Below are 14,376 nucleotides of genomic sequence, written 5' to 3'. Positions count from 1 at the left end.
CAGATGACCACCCCAGCCGGCGGCACCCTGACCCGCAGCCCGCAGCTCCGCACCGCGCTCGTCTGCTCCGGAATCGTGACGCTCGCACTCACGGCGCTGGCCCTCTTCATGGCAGGCCTCGGGCTCCTCGTGCTCGGATCCGCCTCGGCGGCCGACCGGGGGATTGCCATCGGCGCCCTCGTGATCGCCGTCGTGTTCGTGGCACCGCCGGTCGTGCTGATGTGGGTCGCGCTCGTCCGGCTCATCAGCCGGCCACCGGCCGGCGCACGGCTCATGATCGGATGCCTGCGCGTCTTCGGCGGGTTCCTCCTGGTCGTGGCCCTGCCGACGCTGTCCCGCTCCGAGAGCTTCGCCGTGATCGGCGGGTTGGTCGGCATCGCCGGAGGGCTCATCGCCGTCGCCCAGCTCGTCTCCTCGGCGACCCGGACCACGACCTGATGCTCCCCCGACCCCTGCCGGTGCGAGGCATCCGGCAGGGGTTGTGGGCACTCCGGGAGGGGTGTGTGATGGCGGACACGTCACACGCAGCGTCGCGGAGGTGGTCCTCGATGGCGGTCAGAGCAGAGGCCGGGCAGCGCGCAGGGAGCCGTGGGACGGCCCCCACCGTCAGCGACCCGTCCCGGGTGCGCAATGCGGTCCTCGTCGGACCGTCCGGTTCCGGGAAGACGACGCTGGTGGAGGCGCTGCTCGCGCACACCGGCGAGATCCCGCGTGCCGGCACCGTGCTCGACGGCACCACGGTCTGCGACCACGACCCCGCCGCCGTCCGCCAGCAGCGCTCCGTGGCCCTGTCCGTCGCTCCCCTCTTCCACGCGGACACCAAGATCAACCTGATCGACACCCCCGGGTACGGGGACTTCGTCGGCGAGCTGCGCGCCGGGCTGCGCGCCGCCGACGCCGCGCTCTTCGTCGTGCCGGCGAACGCGGGCCGCGAGGGCCCGGTCGACCCCACGATCGTCGCCCAGTGGGAGGAGTGCGCCGCCGTGGGCATGCCCCGCGCGGTCGTCGTCGCCCGCTGCGACAACCCGCGCGCCGACATCGAGGCCACCATCGCGGCGTGCCAGGAGGCGTTCGGCAACGGGGTCGCCCCGCTCTACCTCCCGCTGCGCGACGGCGAGACGCTCACCGGGCTCTACGGCCTGCTCTCCCAGACCCCGGCCGGTCAGGCGCCGCCCGGCGCCGAGGACGCGCGGGCCACGCTGATCGAGGGCATCATCGAGCAGTCCGAGGACGAGACGCTCATGGACCGCTACCTCGGCGGCGAGGACATCGAGGTGGCGACGCTCATCGACGACCTGGAGACCGCCGTCGCCCGCGGCACGTTCCACCCGGTGATCCCGGTCTGCGCCGCGTCCGGCACCGGACTCGACGCGCTCCTCGAGGTGATGGTCGGCGGCTTCCCGTCCCCGCTCGAGCATCCGCTGCCCGGTGTCACCAGGATCGACGGGGCCGAGCACCCGCCGCTCGCCGCCGACCCGCAGGGCCCGCTCGCCGCGGAGGTCGTCCGGACCTCCGCCGACGCCTACGTCGGCCGGGTGTCGCTCGTGCGCGTGTTCTCCGGGACGCTGCGCCCCGAGTCCATCGTGCACGTGAGCGGGCATCCGACCGGCATCCCGACGCAGCGCACCGGCGAGGCGGACGGTCACGACGCCGACGAGAAGCTCGCCCACGTCTACGGGCCGCTCGGCGCCACCCTGCGTGAGGTCGACGCGTGCATCGCGGGCGACATCTGCGCGCTCACGAAGCTCGGTAGCGCCGAGACCGGCGACACCGTCTCGGCCGCCGACCACCCGCTGCTGCTCTCCTGCTGGAACCTGCCCGAGCCGCTGCTGCCGGTCGCGATCACGGCTCGCACCCGGGGCGACGAGGACGCGATGGTCAAGACCCTCGCCAAGATCGTCGCCGCCGACCCGACCCTGCGCCTGGAACGCAACCAGGAGACCCACCAGACCGTGCTGTGGTGCATGGGCGAGGCGCACGCCGACGTCGTGCTCTCCCGGCTGCGCTCGGGTGGCGCGGAGGTCGACACCGAGCCGGTCCGCGTGCCGCTGCGGACCAGCCTCGCCAAGCCGGCGAAGGTCACCGGCCGGCACGTCAAGCAGTCCGGCGGGCACGGGCAGTACGCCGTCTGCCACGTCGAGTTCGAGCCGCTCCCCCGCGGCTCCGGCATCGAGTTCGTCGACAAGATCTTCGGCGGGGCCGTTCCGAACCAGTTCATCCCGAGCGTCGAGAAGGGGATCCGGGCGCAGGCCGACCGCGGCCTCACCGACGACCACCACCCGGTGGTCGACTTCCGAGCCAGGCTCGTCGACGGCAAGGCGCACAGCGTCGACTCCTCCGACGCCGCGTTCCAGACCGCGGGCGCCCTCGCGCTGAGGGAGGCGGCGCAGGCGTGCGGCCTCGTCACGCTGGAGCCGTACGACGAGGTGTCGATCCGGGTGCCCGACGAGCACCTGGGCTCCGTGCTCGGCGACCTGTCCGGGCGGCGCGGGCGCGTGATGGGCACGGACATCGCGGGCCACGGCCGAACGCTCGTACGGGCCGAGGTGCCGAGCATCGAGCTGCTGCGTTACGCCGTGGACCTGCGGGCACTGACGGCGGGCGCGGCGACGTTCACCCGCCGGTTCGCCCGCTACGACGTGGCCCCCGGCTAACGCTCACGGCACCCCCAGGATCCGCAGGCCGGCCGTCGTGGCGGCGGCGAGCACCACGACCAGCACGAACGGCACGCGCCGCCACGCCGCCACTGCGCCGACGAGCACGCCCGCGGGCCGCGCCCACCCGGCGAACCCGCCGCCCTCGGTGAGGGTGGCGGTGGCGACGAGGGCCACCAGGAGCGCCGTGGCGGCCAGGTCGAGGTAGCGCTCCACGCGCTCGGGCACCGTCATCCGGTCCCGCAGGACGATCCCGACCAGCCGCAGCAGGTAGGTGCCGACGCCCAGCGTGAGTACCGCGGCCCAACTCATGACTCCTCCCGCGCCGTGCGCGCCGCCAGCAGGCCGAGGAGCCCGACGATCACCGGCACCCCGGCGGGCAGGAACGGGGTGGCGGCGAGCGCCACGACGGCCGCCGTGAGCCCGACCCTGCGGGCGTCGGCGCGCCGCAGCGCGGGCAGCAGCATGGCCAGCAGCGCGGCGGGGAACGCGGCGTCGACCCCGAAAGCGGCCGGATCCGGGATGGCGGAGCCTGCCAGCCTGCCCACGATCGCCCCGACGTTCCAGAAGACGAAGAGCAGGATCCCGCAGGTCCAGTAGGCGGCGCGGCCGCGGGGCCCGCTCCCCCTGGCCCGGGAGAACGCCACCGACTCGTCGATGAGCAGGTGCGCCCCTAGCAGCCGGGCCGGCCAGCGATCGGCGATGGTGTCGCCGATCGCCAGCCCGAACGGCACGTGCCGCGCGTTCATCAGCAGCCCGGCGGCCACGGCCGCGAACACGTTGCCGCCCGCCGCCACCACGGCCACCACCAGGAACTGCGACGCGCCGGCGAACACCACCACCGAGAGCGCGATCATCAGGACGAACGGCACCCCCGCGGTGCCGGCCAGCGCGCCGAACGAGGCACCGACGACGGCGATCGCGGCTGCCAGCGCGAGTGCATCGCGGAGGTCGTCCGCGTGGAGTGTTCGGGTGAGCGAACGCATGTCCAGTAGAGTGAACGACGCAAGGCGCGTTCGTCAAGCCGAACAAGGAGTCCGATGGACCGAACGGGCCCGTTGTCCGTCATCGCGGCCTCGCTGCGCCGGGAGCGCGAGCGGCACGGCATCTCACTCACCGAGCTCGCCCGCCGCGCCGGCATCGCGAAGTCGACCCTCTCCCAGCTGGAGGGGGGCACCGGCAACCCGAGCGTCGAGACCCTCTGGGCGCTCGCCGTGGTGCTGGACGTCCCCTTCAGCAGGCTGGTCGACCCGCCTTCCGCCCCCGTGCACGTCCTGCGCGCGGGCGAGGGGACGGCGATCCCGTCCGAGCACGCCCCGTTCAGCGGCACCCTGCTCGCCGCCTGCCCGCCAGGCGCGCGCCGCGACCTGCACGTCATCGCGGGCGAGCCGGGCCCGCAGCGCGCCGCCGACAGCCACATCCCCGGCACCACCGAACACATGATCGTCACGGCGGGGAGGTGGCGGGCGGGACCCGTCGGCGGCGAGGTGGAGCTCGGCGTCGGCGACTACGCCCGCTTCCCCGGCGACCGCCCGCACACCTACGAGGCGCTCACCCCGGGCTGCTCCGCGGTGCTGGTGATGGAGTACCTCTAACGCCCGGACGGGGCCCGCTGGGACGACCGCAGGGCGTCCTGGGTGCCTTCGGTCAGCGGCGCGGGAGCGCCCTCCGCGGCGTCGGCCCCCGGGTACGGGTACTGCTTCACCCAGTCGACGAGCATGTGCGACTCCTGCACCTCACCCTTGCCGTCGCCGGGGAACCAGTCGAGCTGGACGCACAGGTGCATGGCGCGGGGCGGGAGGATCTCGGTCCTGTCGGTCCGCCACCACTCCTTGCCGTCCACGTACGCGGCGACGTGGGTGGGCGCCCACTCGACGGCCCAGTTGTGCCACTGGGTGGCATCGATCTTCACCTCGCCGGCGATCTGGTCGTTGTCCTCGCCGTAGTGCAGGAAGATGTTCGTGCTCTGGCGGGCGGGGTCCATCATCTCCACGAAGTCGATCTCGCCGCCCACCGGGAAGTCCTCGGCGTCGGGCCAGAGCAGCAACAGGGCGTTGTAGGACTCGTCGCTCGCGGGCGCCTTGACCCGCCCCTCCCAGCGGCCGTAGCGCTGTCCCGGCTCCCAGGCCATGCCAGCGGTGTCACCCTTCGGGCTACCGGTGATCGTCATGATCCCGTCGGAGAAGCTCAGGGCGGACGGGGTGCGGCGCCCCTTCCCGGCGTGGCCCGGCCCGTCGTAGATGTTCCAGCTGTCGCCGAGCGGCCCGTCGAACTCCTCGACGCGGTTCGGCTCGCCCCAGCCGAGCAGCGCGGCGGCGCTCGTCTCCTGCCCGACCGACTGGGCGGGAGCCGCCTGCGTCGCCGGCGGTGGCGGGGCCGGCTGGGGGGACGCCACGGCCGTCGACGCGCTCCCGAGCACGACCGTCCCGACGATGGCCGCGATGGTCAGAGATCGCCTCATCCGTCTCCCCCGCACCTCGAGTCACAACTCGGACACCGGACACTAAGCAGCGCCCGTTACTCCGGCCGGACGTGTCACCGCACCGGGGGGCGCGTTCGACCGGATCGAGCGAACCGGGCGTAACGGCGGATCACGGCCAGTTGATCTTGCAAGCTAAGATCGACTATTCGGTACACGGCCGATCCGAGGGGGACTCGACAGATGGCACGGCAGACGGCTGGACAGACGGCCCGGCGGTTCAGAACCCGGCGACCCAGGACCGGGCGACCCAGGACCGGGCGACACCGTGCCGCGATGACGGCAGCGACGTTCGCGCTCTCCATGGTTTTCGCGTTCCTGGTGCCGACCGCCGCCTCCGCGTCGCCGCAGTCGGCACAGCAGGCGTGCGGATCCAGGGAGTTCTGCGCCTGGTCAGCGGCTGGCTTCGGCGGGAGCAAGAACGTCATCTTCGAGACCCCGTGGTGCCATCAGATCTCCGGAGGAGCACGGTCGTACGTGAACAACACGAACCTCGAGGGCCACTTCCGCGAGACGCCCCTGTGCGGCGGGCGGTCCCACCCCGTGACCTACCGCAGCTCGAACCGGGACATCGGGTTCAACGCGGTGGCGTTCGAGTTCGCCTGCGTGTCCTGCCGCTCCGGCGGCTGACGGCCGGCGCTCACCACCCGCGGGTGGCGTAGCGCTGTTCCTCGGGGAGCTCGGTGACGTTGATGCCCACCATCGCCTCGCCGAGCCCCCGGGAGACCTTGGCGATCACGTCGGGGTCGTCGTGGAACGTGGTGGCCTTGACGATGGCCTCCGCGCGCTTGGCCGGGTCGCCGGACTTGAAGATGCCCGAGCCCACGAACACGCCCTCGGCGCCCAGCTGCATCATCATCGCGGCGTCGGCGGGGGTGGCGATGCCGCCCGCGGTGAACAGCACGACCGGCAGCTTGCCCGCCTTGGCAACCTCGGCCACCAGCTCGTACGGGGCGCGCAGCTCCTTCGCGGCGACGTACAGCTCGGCCTCGTCCAGCGCGGCGAGCTTGCGGATCTCCGAGCGGATGGAGCGCATGTGCCGGGTGGCCTCGACGACGTTGCCGGTGCCGGCCTCGCCCTTCGAGCGGATCATGGCGGCGCCCTCGGAGATGCGGCGCAGGGCCTCGCCGAGGTTGGTGGCACCGCAGACGAACGGCACGGTGAAGGCCCACTTGTCGATGTGGTGGGCCTCGTCGGCGGGGGTGAGCACCTCGGACTCGTCGACGTAGTCGACGCCGAGCGACTGCAGCACCTGCGCCTCGACGAAGTGGCCGATGCGGGCCTTCGCCATCACCGGGATCGAGACGGCGCCAATGATGCCCTCGATCATGTCGGGGTCGCTCATCCGGGCCACGCCGCCCTGCGCGCGGATGTCGGCGGGGACCCGCTCCAGCGCCATGACGGCGACGGCGCCGGCGTCCTCGGCGATCTTCGCCTGCTCCGGGGTGACCACATCCATGATCACGCCGCCCTTGAGCATCTCCGCCATCCCGCGCTTGACGCGGGCGGTTCCCAGCGCCGGCGCGGCGGTGGGGGCGGTGGTGGGCGTTTCGGGGGAGGACAAGGCCGTCTACCTCTCGGTTCTGCTGGCGATTCACCCGATGGTACGTCAGGTCGGAGGTGCCACCGGAGGCCGTGCGGGGGCGGCGGCGCGCCTCGTGCGGACGCTCACACCGGAGCCGGGATCGGCGATCTCGAAGTACTCGGGCACGGGCGCCGTGCCCGCGAGGTGCAGCAGGCGCACGAGTCGCCGGGAGCGCAGCTCCCGGGTGTCGCGGACGGCGTCGTTGTGCACCCGCCGGGCGAGGGCGAGCAGCTGCTCGGCGTCCACCAGGTCCGCGAGCAGTGGATCCGGCAACAGCGCCCTGGGCACGGATGCCAGCTCGCGGCCGAGGACGTTCTCCGCGCCCTCGCGGTCGCCGCCGGTGATGCGCGCCGCCCGCGCCCCGGCGACGGCCGTCCGCAGGCCTTCCGCACGGTTCCGCTCGGCCGGTATCCGCGCGAGCACCTGCGCCACGGAGAGCGCGGTGGCGGCCCGGCGCTCGCAGGCCGACTCCAGTCCGGCGCGCGCCGCGTCGGTGCGCACGTGGAGCCGGTCCAGCCTGCGCACCCGCGAGGCGACCAGCGCCCCGACCGCCACCAGCACGACGGCGGCGAAGGCGACGACGACCCAGACCGCTGACGTCATCGGACCCCCTGCGCCGCCACGCGGCGCGGGTCGGCCGCGATCGCTGCCCGGTACACCTGCACCACCGCGGCGGCCACGGAAGGCCACGCGAAGTCGCGGGCCCGTACGCGGCCTGCGGCCCCGATGGCCGCCCGGCGGGCCGGCTCGTCGAGCAGCTCCCCGAGCCGGTCGGCGAGGGCGGCCGCGTCACCGGCCGGGAACAGCACGCCCGCCGGCTCCTCCCCCGGGGCCGCGTCTCCCAAGACGGCGCGGAAGGCGTCGAGGTCGGCGGCCAGCACCGGTGCCCCCGCGGCGAGGGCCTCGGTGAGGACGATCCCGAAGCTCTCCCCTCCGGTGTTGGGCGCGCAGAACACGTCCACCGAGCGGAGCACGGCGGCCTTGGTGGGCTCGTCGACGGGGCCCAGCACGTCGAGCCGGTCGGCCACGGGCCCGGCGAGGCGGCGCAGCGCCGCCGCGTCCCCGTTGCCGGCCACCAGCACTCGCAGGTCCGGGCGGGCCGGGGCGAGCAGGCGCACGGCGTCCAGCAGCACCGGCATGCCCTTGCGGGCCTCGTCGAACCGGCCGAGGAACCCGACCGTGCCCGGCCGGGGGTATCCCGGCAGTGGCCGCGCCTGTGCGAACGCCTCCACGTCGACGCCGTTGGGGATCTCGACGGCGTCCCCACCGAGGTGCTCGACCTGCACCCGCCGGGCGAGCGGCGACACGGCGATCCGCGCGGTGACCTTCTCCATCAGCGGGCGCAGCACCCCACCGAACGCGGCGAGGGTCCGCGACCGCTCCATGGCCGTGTGGAACGTCGCGACGATCGGCCCCTCGGCCGCGAGCAGCGCGAGCACGGAGACGCTGATCGTCGTCGGCTCGTGCAGGTGCAGCACGTCGAAGGTGTGCTCGGCGAGCCAGCGCCGCGCCCGGGCGTAGGTGAGCGGGCCGAACGTCACCCGCGCGACGGAACCGTTGTAGGGCACGCCGAGCGACCGGCCGGCCGGCGTGACGAACCCCGGCACCGGCGTGCCCACCGCGGCGGGCGCGAGCACGCTCACCGTGTGCCCGAGCCGCTCCAACGCCGCGGCGAGCCCCACGACGTGCGCCTGCACGCCGCCGGGGACGTCGAGCGAGTACGGGCAGACGATCCCGATCCGCAGCCCGGTGGTCACGGTGCCTCCAGGTCGGCCGTCCACAGGGGCTGCAGCGCGTGCCAGTCCTGCGGCGCCCGCGCGATGAGGCACGCGAAGGCGTCGGCGATCGCCTGCGTGGCCTTCGCCACCGACTCCGGCGTGCGGTCCACCGGGACCGGGTCGGCGATCGGCACCACCCAACCGTCGGGGCCGAAGTGCGGGTAGGCCGGCATGAGCACCGCCCCGGTGAGGGCCGCGAGCCGGGCCGGGCCGGCTGGGAACCGCGCCGGCTCGCCGAAGAACGAGACCTCGATCCCGGAGCCCGCGAGATCCCGGTCGGCGACGAGGCAGACCACACCGCCCGCCCGCAGCCGACTGGTCAGGGCCCGGTGCGCGGCGATGCCGGCCTCCGCGGCCACCACCTCGAACCCGAGTGCCTGCCGGTAGGCCAGGAACCGGCGGTAGAGCGACTCCGGCCGCAGCCGCTGCGCCATCGTGGTGAACGCGGGCTCGTGGCCGAGCCGGCGCAGCGTCTCCACCACCCAGACGCCCGCGGCGTCCCAGTTGCCGCTGTGCGGCACCGCGAACACCACCCCGCGGCCCTCCTCGAGGGCCGCGTAGAACGGTGCCGTGCCGCTCATCCCGCGGTCCATCACGGCGTGCACGGCCGGGGCGTCCCCCGGCCGCAGGCGGAACATCTCGCACCAGTACCGGGCGTAGCTGCGCAGGCCCTCCCGCACCAACGCGTCCAGCTCCGCGGGCGAGGCCTGCGGCGCGACGCGCGCGAGGTTGCGCCGCAGCCCCGCGGCCGGTCCGGTGCCCGACAGCGCCGCCAGGTCGGCCGCGAGCCGGAAGGCGCGCGCCGTGACACCGGCCGGAAGGGCCCGCGCCAGCCGCCACGCCAGCGCGTAGCGGACGTCGGCCAGCCGTTCGCTCACGGGTTCTGAGCCGGGTCGGGCGGTGGGACGGAGCCGGGTGGGACGGGACCGGGAGGGACGGGGCCTGCCTGCGCCTCCTGCGCGCTGCGGTACACCGCCACGATCCGCTGCCCCACCGTCCACACCGACGCGGCCGCGAGCAGCCACAGCGCGACGTGCAGCGCGTAGGGCACCCCGAGGCCGTGCAGCCCGGTGCCGACCAGCGCGACGATCAACCGCTCCGCGCGCTCGACGAGGCCACCGTCGGCCGAGAGCCCCGCGCCCTCGGCCCTGGCCTTGATGTAGGACACGAGCTGGCCGGACACGAGGCACAGCAGCGCCGCCACGCCGAGCACCCGCTCCTCGCCGGCACCGAGGCACCACCAGGTGAGCCCGGCGAACAGGGCGCCGTCGGCGACGCGGTCGCAGGTGGAGTCGAGCACGGCCCCGAACGGCGTGCTGTAACCGCGGGCGCGGGCCATGGCCCCGTCGACGAGGTCGAGCAGCACGAACAGCGTGACCACGACGGCGCCGACGAACAGCCCGTTCCGCGGGAGGAACCACAGCGCCGCGGCCACCGACCCGACCGTGCCCACCACGGTGACCACGTCGGGTGAGACCCCCCGCGCTACCAGCCAGCGGCCTACGGGCTCGGTCACGCGGTTGACCTGCACGCGGGCGAAGACGTTGAGCATGGACTCCTGCTTGTTCGCCGGGCCGGCGCCTCTAACCCGACAAGCCTACTGCCGCTCGCCCGAAGGCCGGTCCGGCGCCGGCCAGGCTTCAGCCAGCAGTGACCGCGTCTCCGACAGCAGCTGCGGGATCACCTTCGTCTGCCCGATCACCGCGATGAAGTTGGCGTCACCACCCCAGCGCGGCACGACGTGCTGGTGCAGGTGCTCGGCGAGCGAGCCCCCCGCGACCGTGCCCAGGTTGAGGCCCACGTTGAACGCGTGCGGCTCCGCGACCCGCTTCATGGCCCGCACCGCCGCCTGGGTGAAAGTCATGAGCTCGCTCGCCTCCGCGGGCTCGAGGTCCTCCAGTTCGGCGACGTGCCGGTACGGCAGCACCATGAGGTGCCCCGGGTTGTACGGGTGCAGGTTCAGCACCGCGTACACCGTGTCGCCGCGGGCCACGACGAGACCCTCCTCGTCCGGCAGCTGCGGGATGCGGCAGAACGGGCAGCCCTCCGCACCGGCCTCCTTGATGTAGGCCAGCCGGTGCGGGGTCCAGAGCCTGCGGAACCCGTCGGGCGTGCCGACGCCGTCGCGCGCCTCGTACGCCGGCTCGCCCGACTCGCTCATGCACCGATCCTAGGGAGCCGCTCAGGGTGCCGCGGCGAAGACGTCCGCGTTCGGCGAGACGTTGGTTCGGCTGCGGATCCAGTCGGCGACCGTGGCGACGGCGTCGGCGACGGGCAGCCCGTTGAGCTGGGTGCCGTCGCGGAAGCGGAAGCTCACCGCACCGGCCTCGGCGTCCCGGCCACCCACCAGCAGCATGAACGGCACCTTCTGCAGGGTGTGGGTGCGGATCTTCTTCTGCATCCGGTCGTCGCTGGCGTCCACCTCGACGCGGATCCCGTGGCCGCGCAGCTGCCGGGCGACGTCCTCGACGTAGGGCACCTGCTCGTCCGTGACCGGGATGGCCACGACCTGCACCGGGGCGAGCCAGGCCGGGAACGCACCCGCGTAGTGCTCGGTGAGCACCCCGAAGAAGCGCTCGATGGAACCGAAGAGCGCGCGGTGGATCATGACGGGCTGCTGGCGGGACCCGTCGGCCGCGGTGTACTCCAGGTCGAACAGCCCCGGCTCCATCAGGTCGACCTGGATGGTGGACATCTGCCAGCTGCGCCCGATCGCGTCCTTGGCCTGCACGCTGATCTTCGGGGCGTAGAAGGCGGCGCCGCCCGGGTCGAGCACCAGGTCGAGGCCACTGGCCTCGGCGGCCTCGCGCAGCGCGTCGGTGGCGCGCTCCCAGTCCTCGTCCGACCCGATCGACTTCTCCGGGTCCCTCGTGGACAGCTCCAGGTAGAAGTCGTCGAGGCCGTAGTCGCGCAGCAGGTCGAGCACGAACTGCAGCAGCGACCGGATCTCGCCCTGCATCTGCTCCTGGGTGCAGTAGATGTGGGCGTCGTCCTGGGTGAAGCCGCGGGCCCGGGTGAGCCCGTGCACCACACCCGACTTCTCGTACCGGTACACGCTGCCGAACTCGAACAGCCGCAGCGGCAGCTCCCGGTAGCTGCGCCCGCGCGCACGGTAGATCAGGTTGTGCATCGGGCAGTTCATCGGCTTCAGGTAGTAGTCCTGGCCGGGCTTGCGCACGCTGCCGTCGGCGTTCAGCTCCTCGTCGAGGTGCATCGCCGGGTACATGCCCTCGCGGTACCAGGACAGGTGCCCCGAGGTCTCGAACAGCTGCGCCTTGGTGATGTGCGGGGTGTTGACGAACTCGTAGCCCGCCTCCTCGTGGCGCCGCCGCGAGTAGTCCTCCAGCTCCTTGCGGATCACCCCGCCCTTGGGGTGGAACACCGGCAGGCCGGACCCGATCTCGTCGGGGAAGGAGAACAGGTCCAGCTCGGCGCCGAGGCGGCGGTGGTCGCGCCGCTCGGCCTCCGCGATCCGCTCCAGGTGCGCGTCGAGGGCCTCCTGGCTCTCCCACGCGGTCCCGTAGATGCGCTGCAGCTGCGGGTTCTTCTCGTCGCCCCGCCAGTACGCCGCCGCGCTGCGCATCAGCTTGAACGCCGGGATGAAGCGGGTGGTGGGCACGTGCGGGCCGCGGCACAGGTCCGACCAGACCGTCTCGCCGGTGTGGGCGTGCAGGTTGTCGTAGATGGTGAGCTCGCCCGAGGAGTCGACCTCCACCACGTCCTCGCCGGGAGCTCCCTTGAGGTCGATCAGCTCCAGCTTGTACGGCTCGTCGGCGAGCTCCTTGCGGGCGTCGTCGCGCGAGTCGAAGCGGCGGCGGGAGAACCGCTGGCCGGCCTTGATGATCTTCTTCATGGCCGACTCGAGCTTGCCCAGGTCGTCCGGGGTGAACGGCTTCTCGACGTCGAAGTCGTAGTAGAAGCCGTCGGTGATCGGCGGCCCGATGCCGAGCTTCGCCTCCGGGTGCAGCTGCTGCACGGCCTGCGCGAGCACGTGCGCTGCCGAGTGCCGGATGACGCTGCGACCCTCGTCGGTGTCGGCGGCCACCGCCTCGACCTCGACGTCGGACTCGGGCGCCCATGCGAGGTCGCGCAGCTGCCCGGCGGAGTCGCGCACGACGACGACGGCGTTCGGCCCGGTGGTGGGCAGGCCGACCTCCCGTACCGCGGCGCCGGCCGTCGTCCCGGCCGGCACCCGGACAGGGGCGGACGCGGGACGGGATGCGGGCGCGGACACGGGAGACCTCCAGTGGTTTCGGGCTCGGGCGCGACCGCCCGCGGTCCATCGATGCTAGCCACCGGAGGCCAGGCGGTTTCCGGCAGCGGGTGCTAACCCATGCCGTTGAGCCGGGCGAGCAACCGCTGCATCGTGTCGACGTCCGACGCCCATGGCTGCCGCAGCACCGGGGGCGTCACGATCGCCCGCAGGTACGGCCCCGCCGGCGCGCCGGGCCGGCGCCGCGGCAGCCCGGCCACCGGCGGCAACGCGAGCACGGCGAGCGCACCCGACGCGGTAAGCGACGCGTCGCCGTCGACCGCGACGAGCGCCGGATCCCGGCCGTCCGGACCCGGCCGGAGCGCGTGCCGCGGCAACGGAACGCGCGGCGGCTCCGGCAGCCGCTCCGGTCTGGGCTGGGGCGACGGCCGGGGACTCGGCGGCGCCACCTTCAACGGAACCGGCTGGGACGCCTGCTGGGGCACCGGCGGCACCTGCTGGCGCACCGGCTGCGACACCTGTTGGGGCAGCGGCTGGGCCGATTGCGGCTGGGCCGATTGCGGCGGGGCCGGCTGGGACGCCTGCTGGCGCACCGGCTGGGACACCTGTTGGGGGACCTGTTGCGGTGCCGGCTGGGACACCTGTTGCGGTGCCGCCGGGCGGGCCTGCTGGGGGCGGGACGGCCCGGGCATGCTGGCGAGCGGGCGCGGCACGTCGGATCGGGGCCGGGGTGCGACGCTCGGCATCGCCGGTGCCGTGGACATGGCGGTCGGGGAGGGTCCCGGCGCGGGTGGCCCACCAGTCGCATCGACCGGTCGGGGTCCGGCGGGGCGCGCGGGTTGCCGGTCCGGCGCGGCCGGCGACCGCTCGGGAACGGTGTACGGCCAGACGTTCCCGCCCGCGGGGCGCGGACGCGCGGCGCCTCCGCGCCCGCCGGGCGGGGCCGCATCCGGCGGCGCGTGCTTGGGCCCGGCCGGCTTGGGTGGAACCGGCTTGGGCGGGGCAGGCATGGGCGGGGCCGGCTGGGGTGGAGCCGGCTTCGGCGGCGCGTGCTTGGGCGGGGCCGGCTTGGGCGGGGCCGGCGTGGGCGGGGCCGGCTCGGGCGGCGCGCCGTCGGCCGCGGCTGCGTGCTTGGCCGCAGGGTGCCCGGCCGCCGCAGCGGCCCGTGCGACGCCGCCCGCGGCGAGTGCGCGCCGCACGGCGGCGACGTCCCCTCGGGACGGGTCGAGGCGCGCGTGCAGCACCACGTCGTCGCACTCGCGGAGCACGTGGACCGTGCGCCCGAGGGTCACTACGACGTCCTCCACCCACTCGCCACGTCCCCGGCCGAGGGCCGTGGCGGCGCGGGCGAGCTGCACGAGTGCGGCGACGTCGTCGCCGTCGGCGAGGCCGACCTCGACGAGGACGTCCCCACGCCCACGGTGGACGGCGTGGACAGCCTGCGCCCCCGCGGACCGCAGCAGCCCGGTGAGCTGGGACTCGAGCGGCGGTTCGGGGGGCGGGGCAGGCGGCGGATCGGGGGGCACCGCCTCGGGAGCGCGGGGGGCACGGGGAGCGGGGAGCATCCGCGCAGCATCCCGCGACGCGGTGGAGCAACGCAGGTCCACCCGGTCGGCGGCGCAGCCACTGCGCCGACCGGCACTGCCCCGACCGGCAGTGCTTCGACC

At 74.1% G+C, this 14,376-nt stretch carries 15 protein-coding genes; 4 read left to right on the top strand and 11 right to left on the bottom strand.

Translation table 11 applies throughout. The annotated features are described in order from the left end of the window. Positions 1-3: 3 nt before the first annotated feature. Positions 4-438 carry a hypothetical protein gene (locus FB388_RS12755; protein WP_142100632.1) on the top strand — a complete coding sequence of 145 codons (435 nt, stop codon included), beginning with the start codon at positions 4-6 and terminating at the stop codon, positions 436-438. Positions 439-548: 110 nt separating this feature from the next. Continuing rightward, the gene (locus tag FB388_RS12750) at positions 549-2,654 is read left to right on the top strand and encodes an elongation factor G-like protein EF-G2 (RefSeq protein ID WP_142100630.1); all 2,106 of its coding nucleotides are present in this window, start codon (positions 549-551) and stop codon (positions 2,652-2,654) included. A gap of 3 nt (positions 2,655-2,657) precedes the next feature. On the opposite strand, the gene FB388_RS12745 is transcribed toward FB388_RS12750, so the two are convergent. Together FB388_RS12745 and FB388_RS12740 are read right to left on the bottom strand one after the other, a co-directional pair. Continuing rightward, positions 2,658-2,966 carry an AzlD domain-containing protein gene (locus FB388_RS12745; RefSeq protein WP_142100628.1) on the bottom strand — a complete coding sequence of 103 codons (309 nt, stop codon included), beginning with the start codon at positions 2,964-2,966 and terminating at the stop codon, positions 2,658-2,660. Continuing rightward, positions 2,963-3,640: an AzlC family ABC transporter permease gene (locus tag FB388_RS12740; RefSeq protein ID WP_142100626.1), complete on the bottom strand. Its 678-nt coding sequence runs from the start codon at positions 3,638-3,640 to the stop codon at positions 2,963-2,965. The genes FB388_RS12745 and FB388_RS12740 overlap by 4 nt, the downstream gene beginning before the upstream one ends. A 54-nt stretch (positions 3,641-3,694) precedes the next feature. Between FB388_RS12740 and FB388_RS12735 the strand changes: the two genes are divergently transcribed. Continuing rightward, positions 3,695-4,249 carry a helix-turn-helix domain-containing protein gene (locus tag FB388_RS12735; RefSeq protein ID WP_142100624.1) on the top strand — a complete coding sequence of 185 codons (555 nt, stop codon included), beginning with the start codon at positions 3,695-3,697 and terminating at the stop codon, positions 4,247-4,249. Here FB388_RS12735 and FB388_RS12730 read toward each other — a convergent pair. After that, complete coding sequence (locus FB388_RS12730) at positions 4,246-5,115, bottom strand: glycoside hydrolase family 16 protein (protein WP_142100622.1); 870 nt, start codon at positions 5,113-5,115, stop codon at positions 4,246-4,248. The genes FB388_RS12735 and FB388_RS12730 overlap by 4 nt on opposite strands. A 294-nt stretch (positions 5,116-5,409) precedes the next feature. Between FB388_RS12730 and FB388_RS12725 the strand changes: the two genes are divergently transcribed. Further along, positions 5,410-5,763 carry a peptidase inhibitor family I36 protein gene (locus FB388_RS12725; protein ID WP_170225590.1) on the top strand — a complete coding sequence of 118 codons (354 nt, stop codon included), beginning with the start codon at positions 5,410-5,412 and terminating at the stop codon, positions 5,761-5,763. Positions 5,764-5,773: 10 nt separating this feature from the next. On the opposite strand, the gene pdxS is transcribed toward FB388_RS12725, so the two are convergent. From pdxS to FB388_RS12685, 8 genes are all read right to left on the bottom strand, one after another. Further along, complete coding sequence (pdxS, locus tag FB388_RS12720) at positions 5,774-6,697, bottom strand: pyridoxal 5'-phosphate synthase lyase subunit PdxS (RefSeq protein ID WP_142100617.1); 924 nt, start codon at positions 6,695-6,697, stop codon at positions 5,774-5,776. Between the two features lie 45 nt (positions 6,698-6,742). Beyond that, positions 6,743-7,321: an NUDIX hydrolase gene (locus FB388_RS12715; protein WP_246121876.1), complete on the bottom strand. Its 579-nt coding sequence runs from the start codon at positions 7,319-7,321 to the stop codon at positions 6,743-6,745. After that, the gene (locus FB388_RS12710) at positions 7,318-8,463 is read right to left on the bottom strand and encodes a glycosyltransferase family 4 protein (protein WP_142102994.1); all 1,146 of its coding nucleotides are present in this window, start codon (positions 8,461-8,463) and stop codon (positions 7,318-7,320) included. Before FB388_RS12710 ends, FB388_RS12715 begins: the two co-directional genes overlap by 4 nt. Positions 8,464-8,471: 8 nt before the next feature. Beyond that, positions 8,472-9,374 carry a phosphatidylinositol mannoside acyltransferase gene (locus FB388_RS12705; RefSeq protein ID WP_142100615.1) on the bottom strand — a complete coding sequence of 301 codons (903 nt, stop codon included), beginning with the start codon at positions 9,372-9,374 and terminating at the stop codon, positions 8,472-8,474. Beyond that, on the bottom strand, positions 9,371-10,048 hold the full coding sequence (pgsA, locus tag FB388_RS12700; RefSeq protein ID WP_142100613.1) for a phosphatidylinositol phosphate synthase: 678 nt from the start codon (positions 10,046-10,048) through the stop codon (positions 9,371-9,373). Before pgsA ends, FB388_RS12705 begins: the two co-directional genes overlap by 4 nt. A 45-nt stretch (positions 10,049-10,093) precedes the next feature. After that, the gene (locus FB388_RS12695; RefSeq protein WP_142100611.1) at positions 10,094-10,657 is read right to left on the bottom strand and encodes an HIT family protein; all 564 of its coding nucleotides are present in this window, start codon (positions 10,655-10,657) and stop codon (positions 10,094-10,096) included. Positions 10,658-10,678: 21 nt separating this feature from the next. Next, on the bottom strand, positions 10,679-12,730 hold the full coding sequence (thrS, locus tag FB388_RS12690; RefSeq protein ID WP_142100609.1) for a threonine--tRNA ligase: 2,052 nt from the start codon (positions 12,728-12,730) through the stop codon (positions 10,679-10,681). Positions 12,731-12,822: 92 nt separating this feature from the next. After that, the gene (locus FB388_RS12685; RefSeq protein ID WP_142100607.1) at positions 12,823-14,274 is read right to left on the bottom strand and encodes a hypothetical protein; all 1,452 of its coding nucleotides are present in this window, start codon (positions 14,272-14,274) and stop codon (positions 12,823-12,825) included. Positions 14,275-14,376: the final 102 nt, after the last annotated feature.

This window comes from Pseudonocardia cypriaca (assembly GCF_006717045.1).
Classification (GTDB): Bacteria; Actinomycetota; Actinomycetes; order Mycobacteriales; family Pseudonocardiaceae; genus Pseudonocardia; species Pseudonocardia cypriaca.
This window is presented reverse-complemented; position numbering and strand designations above follow the sequence as displayed.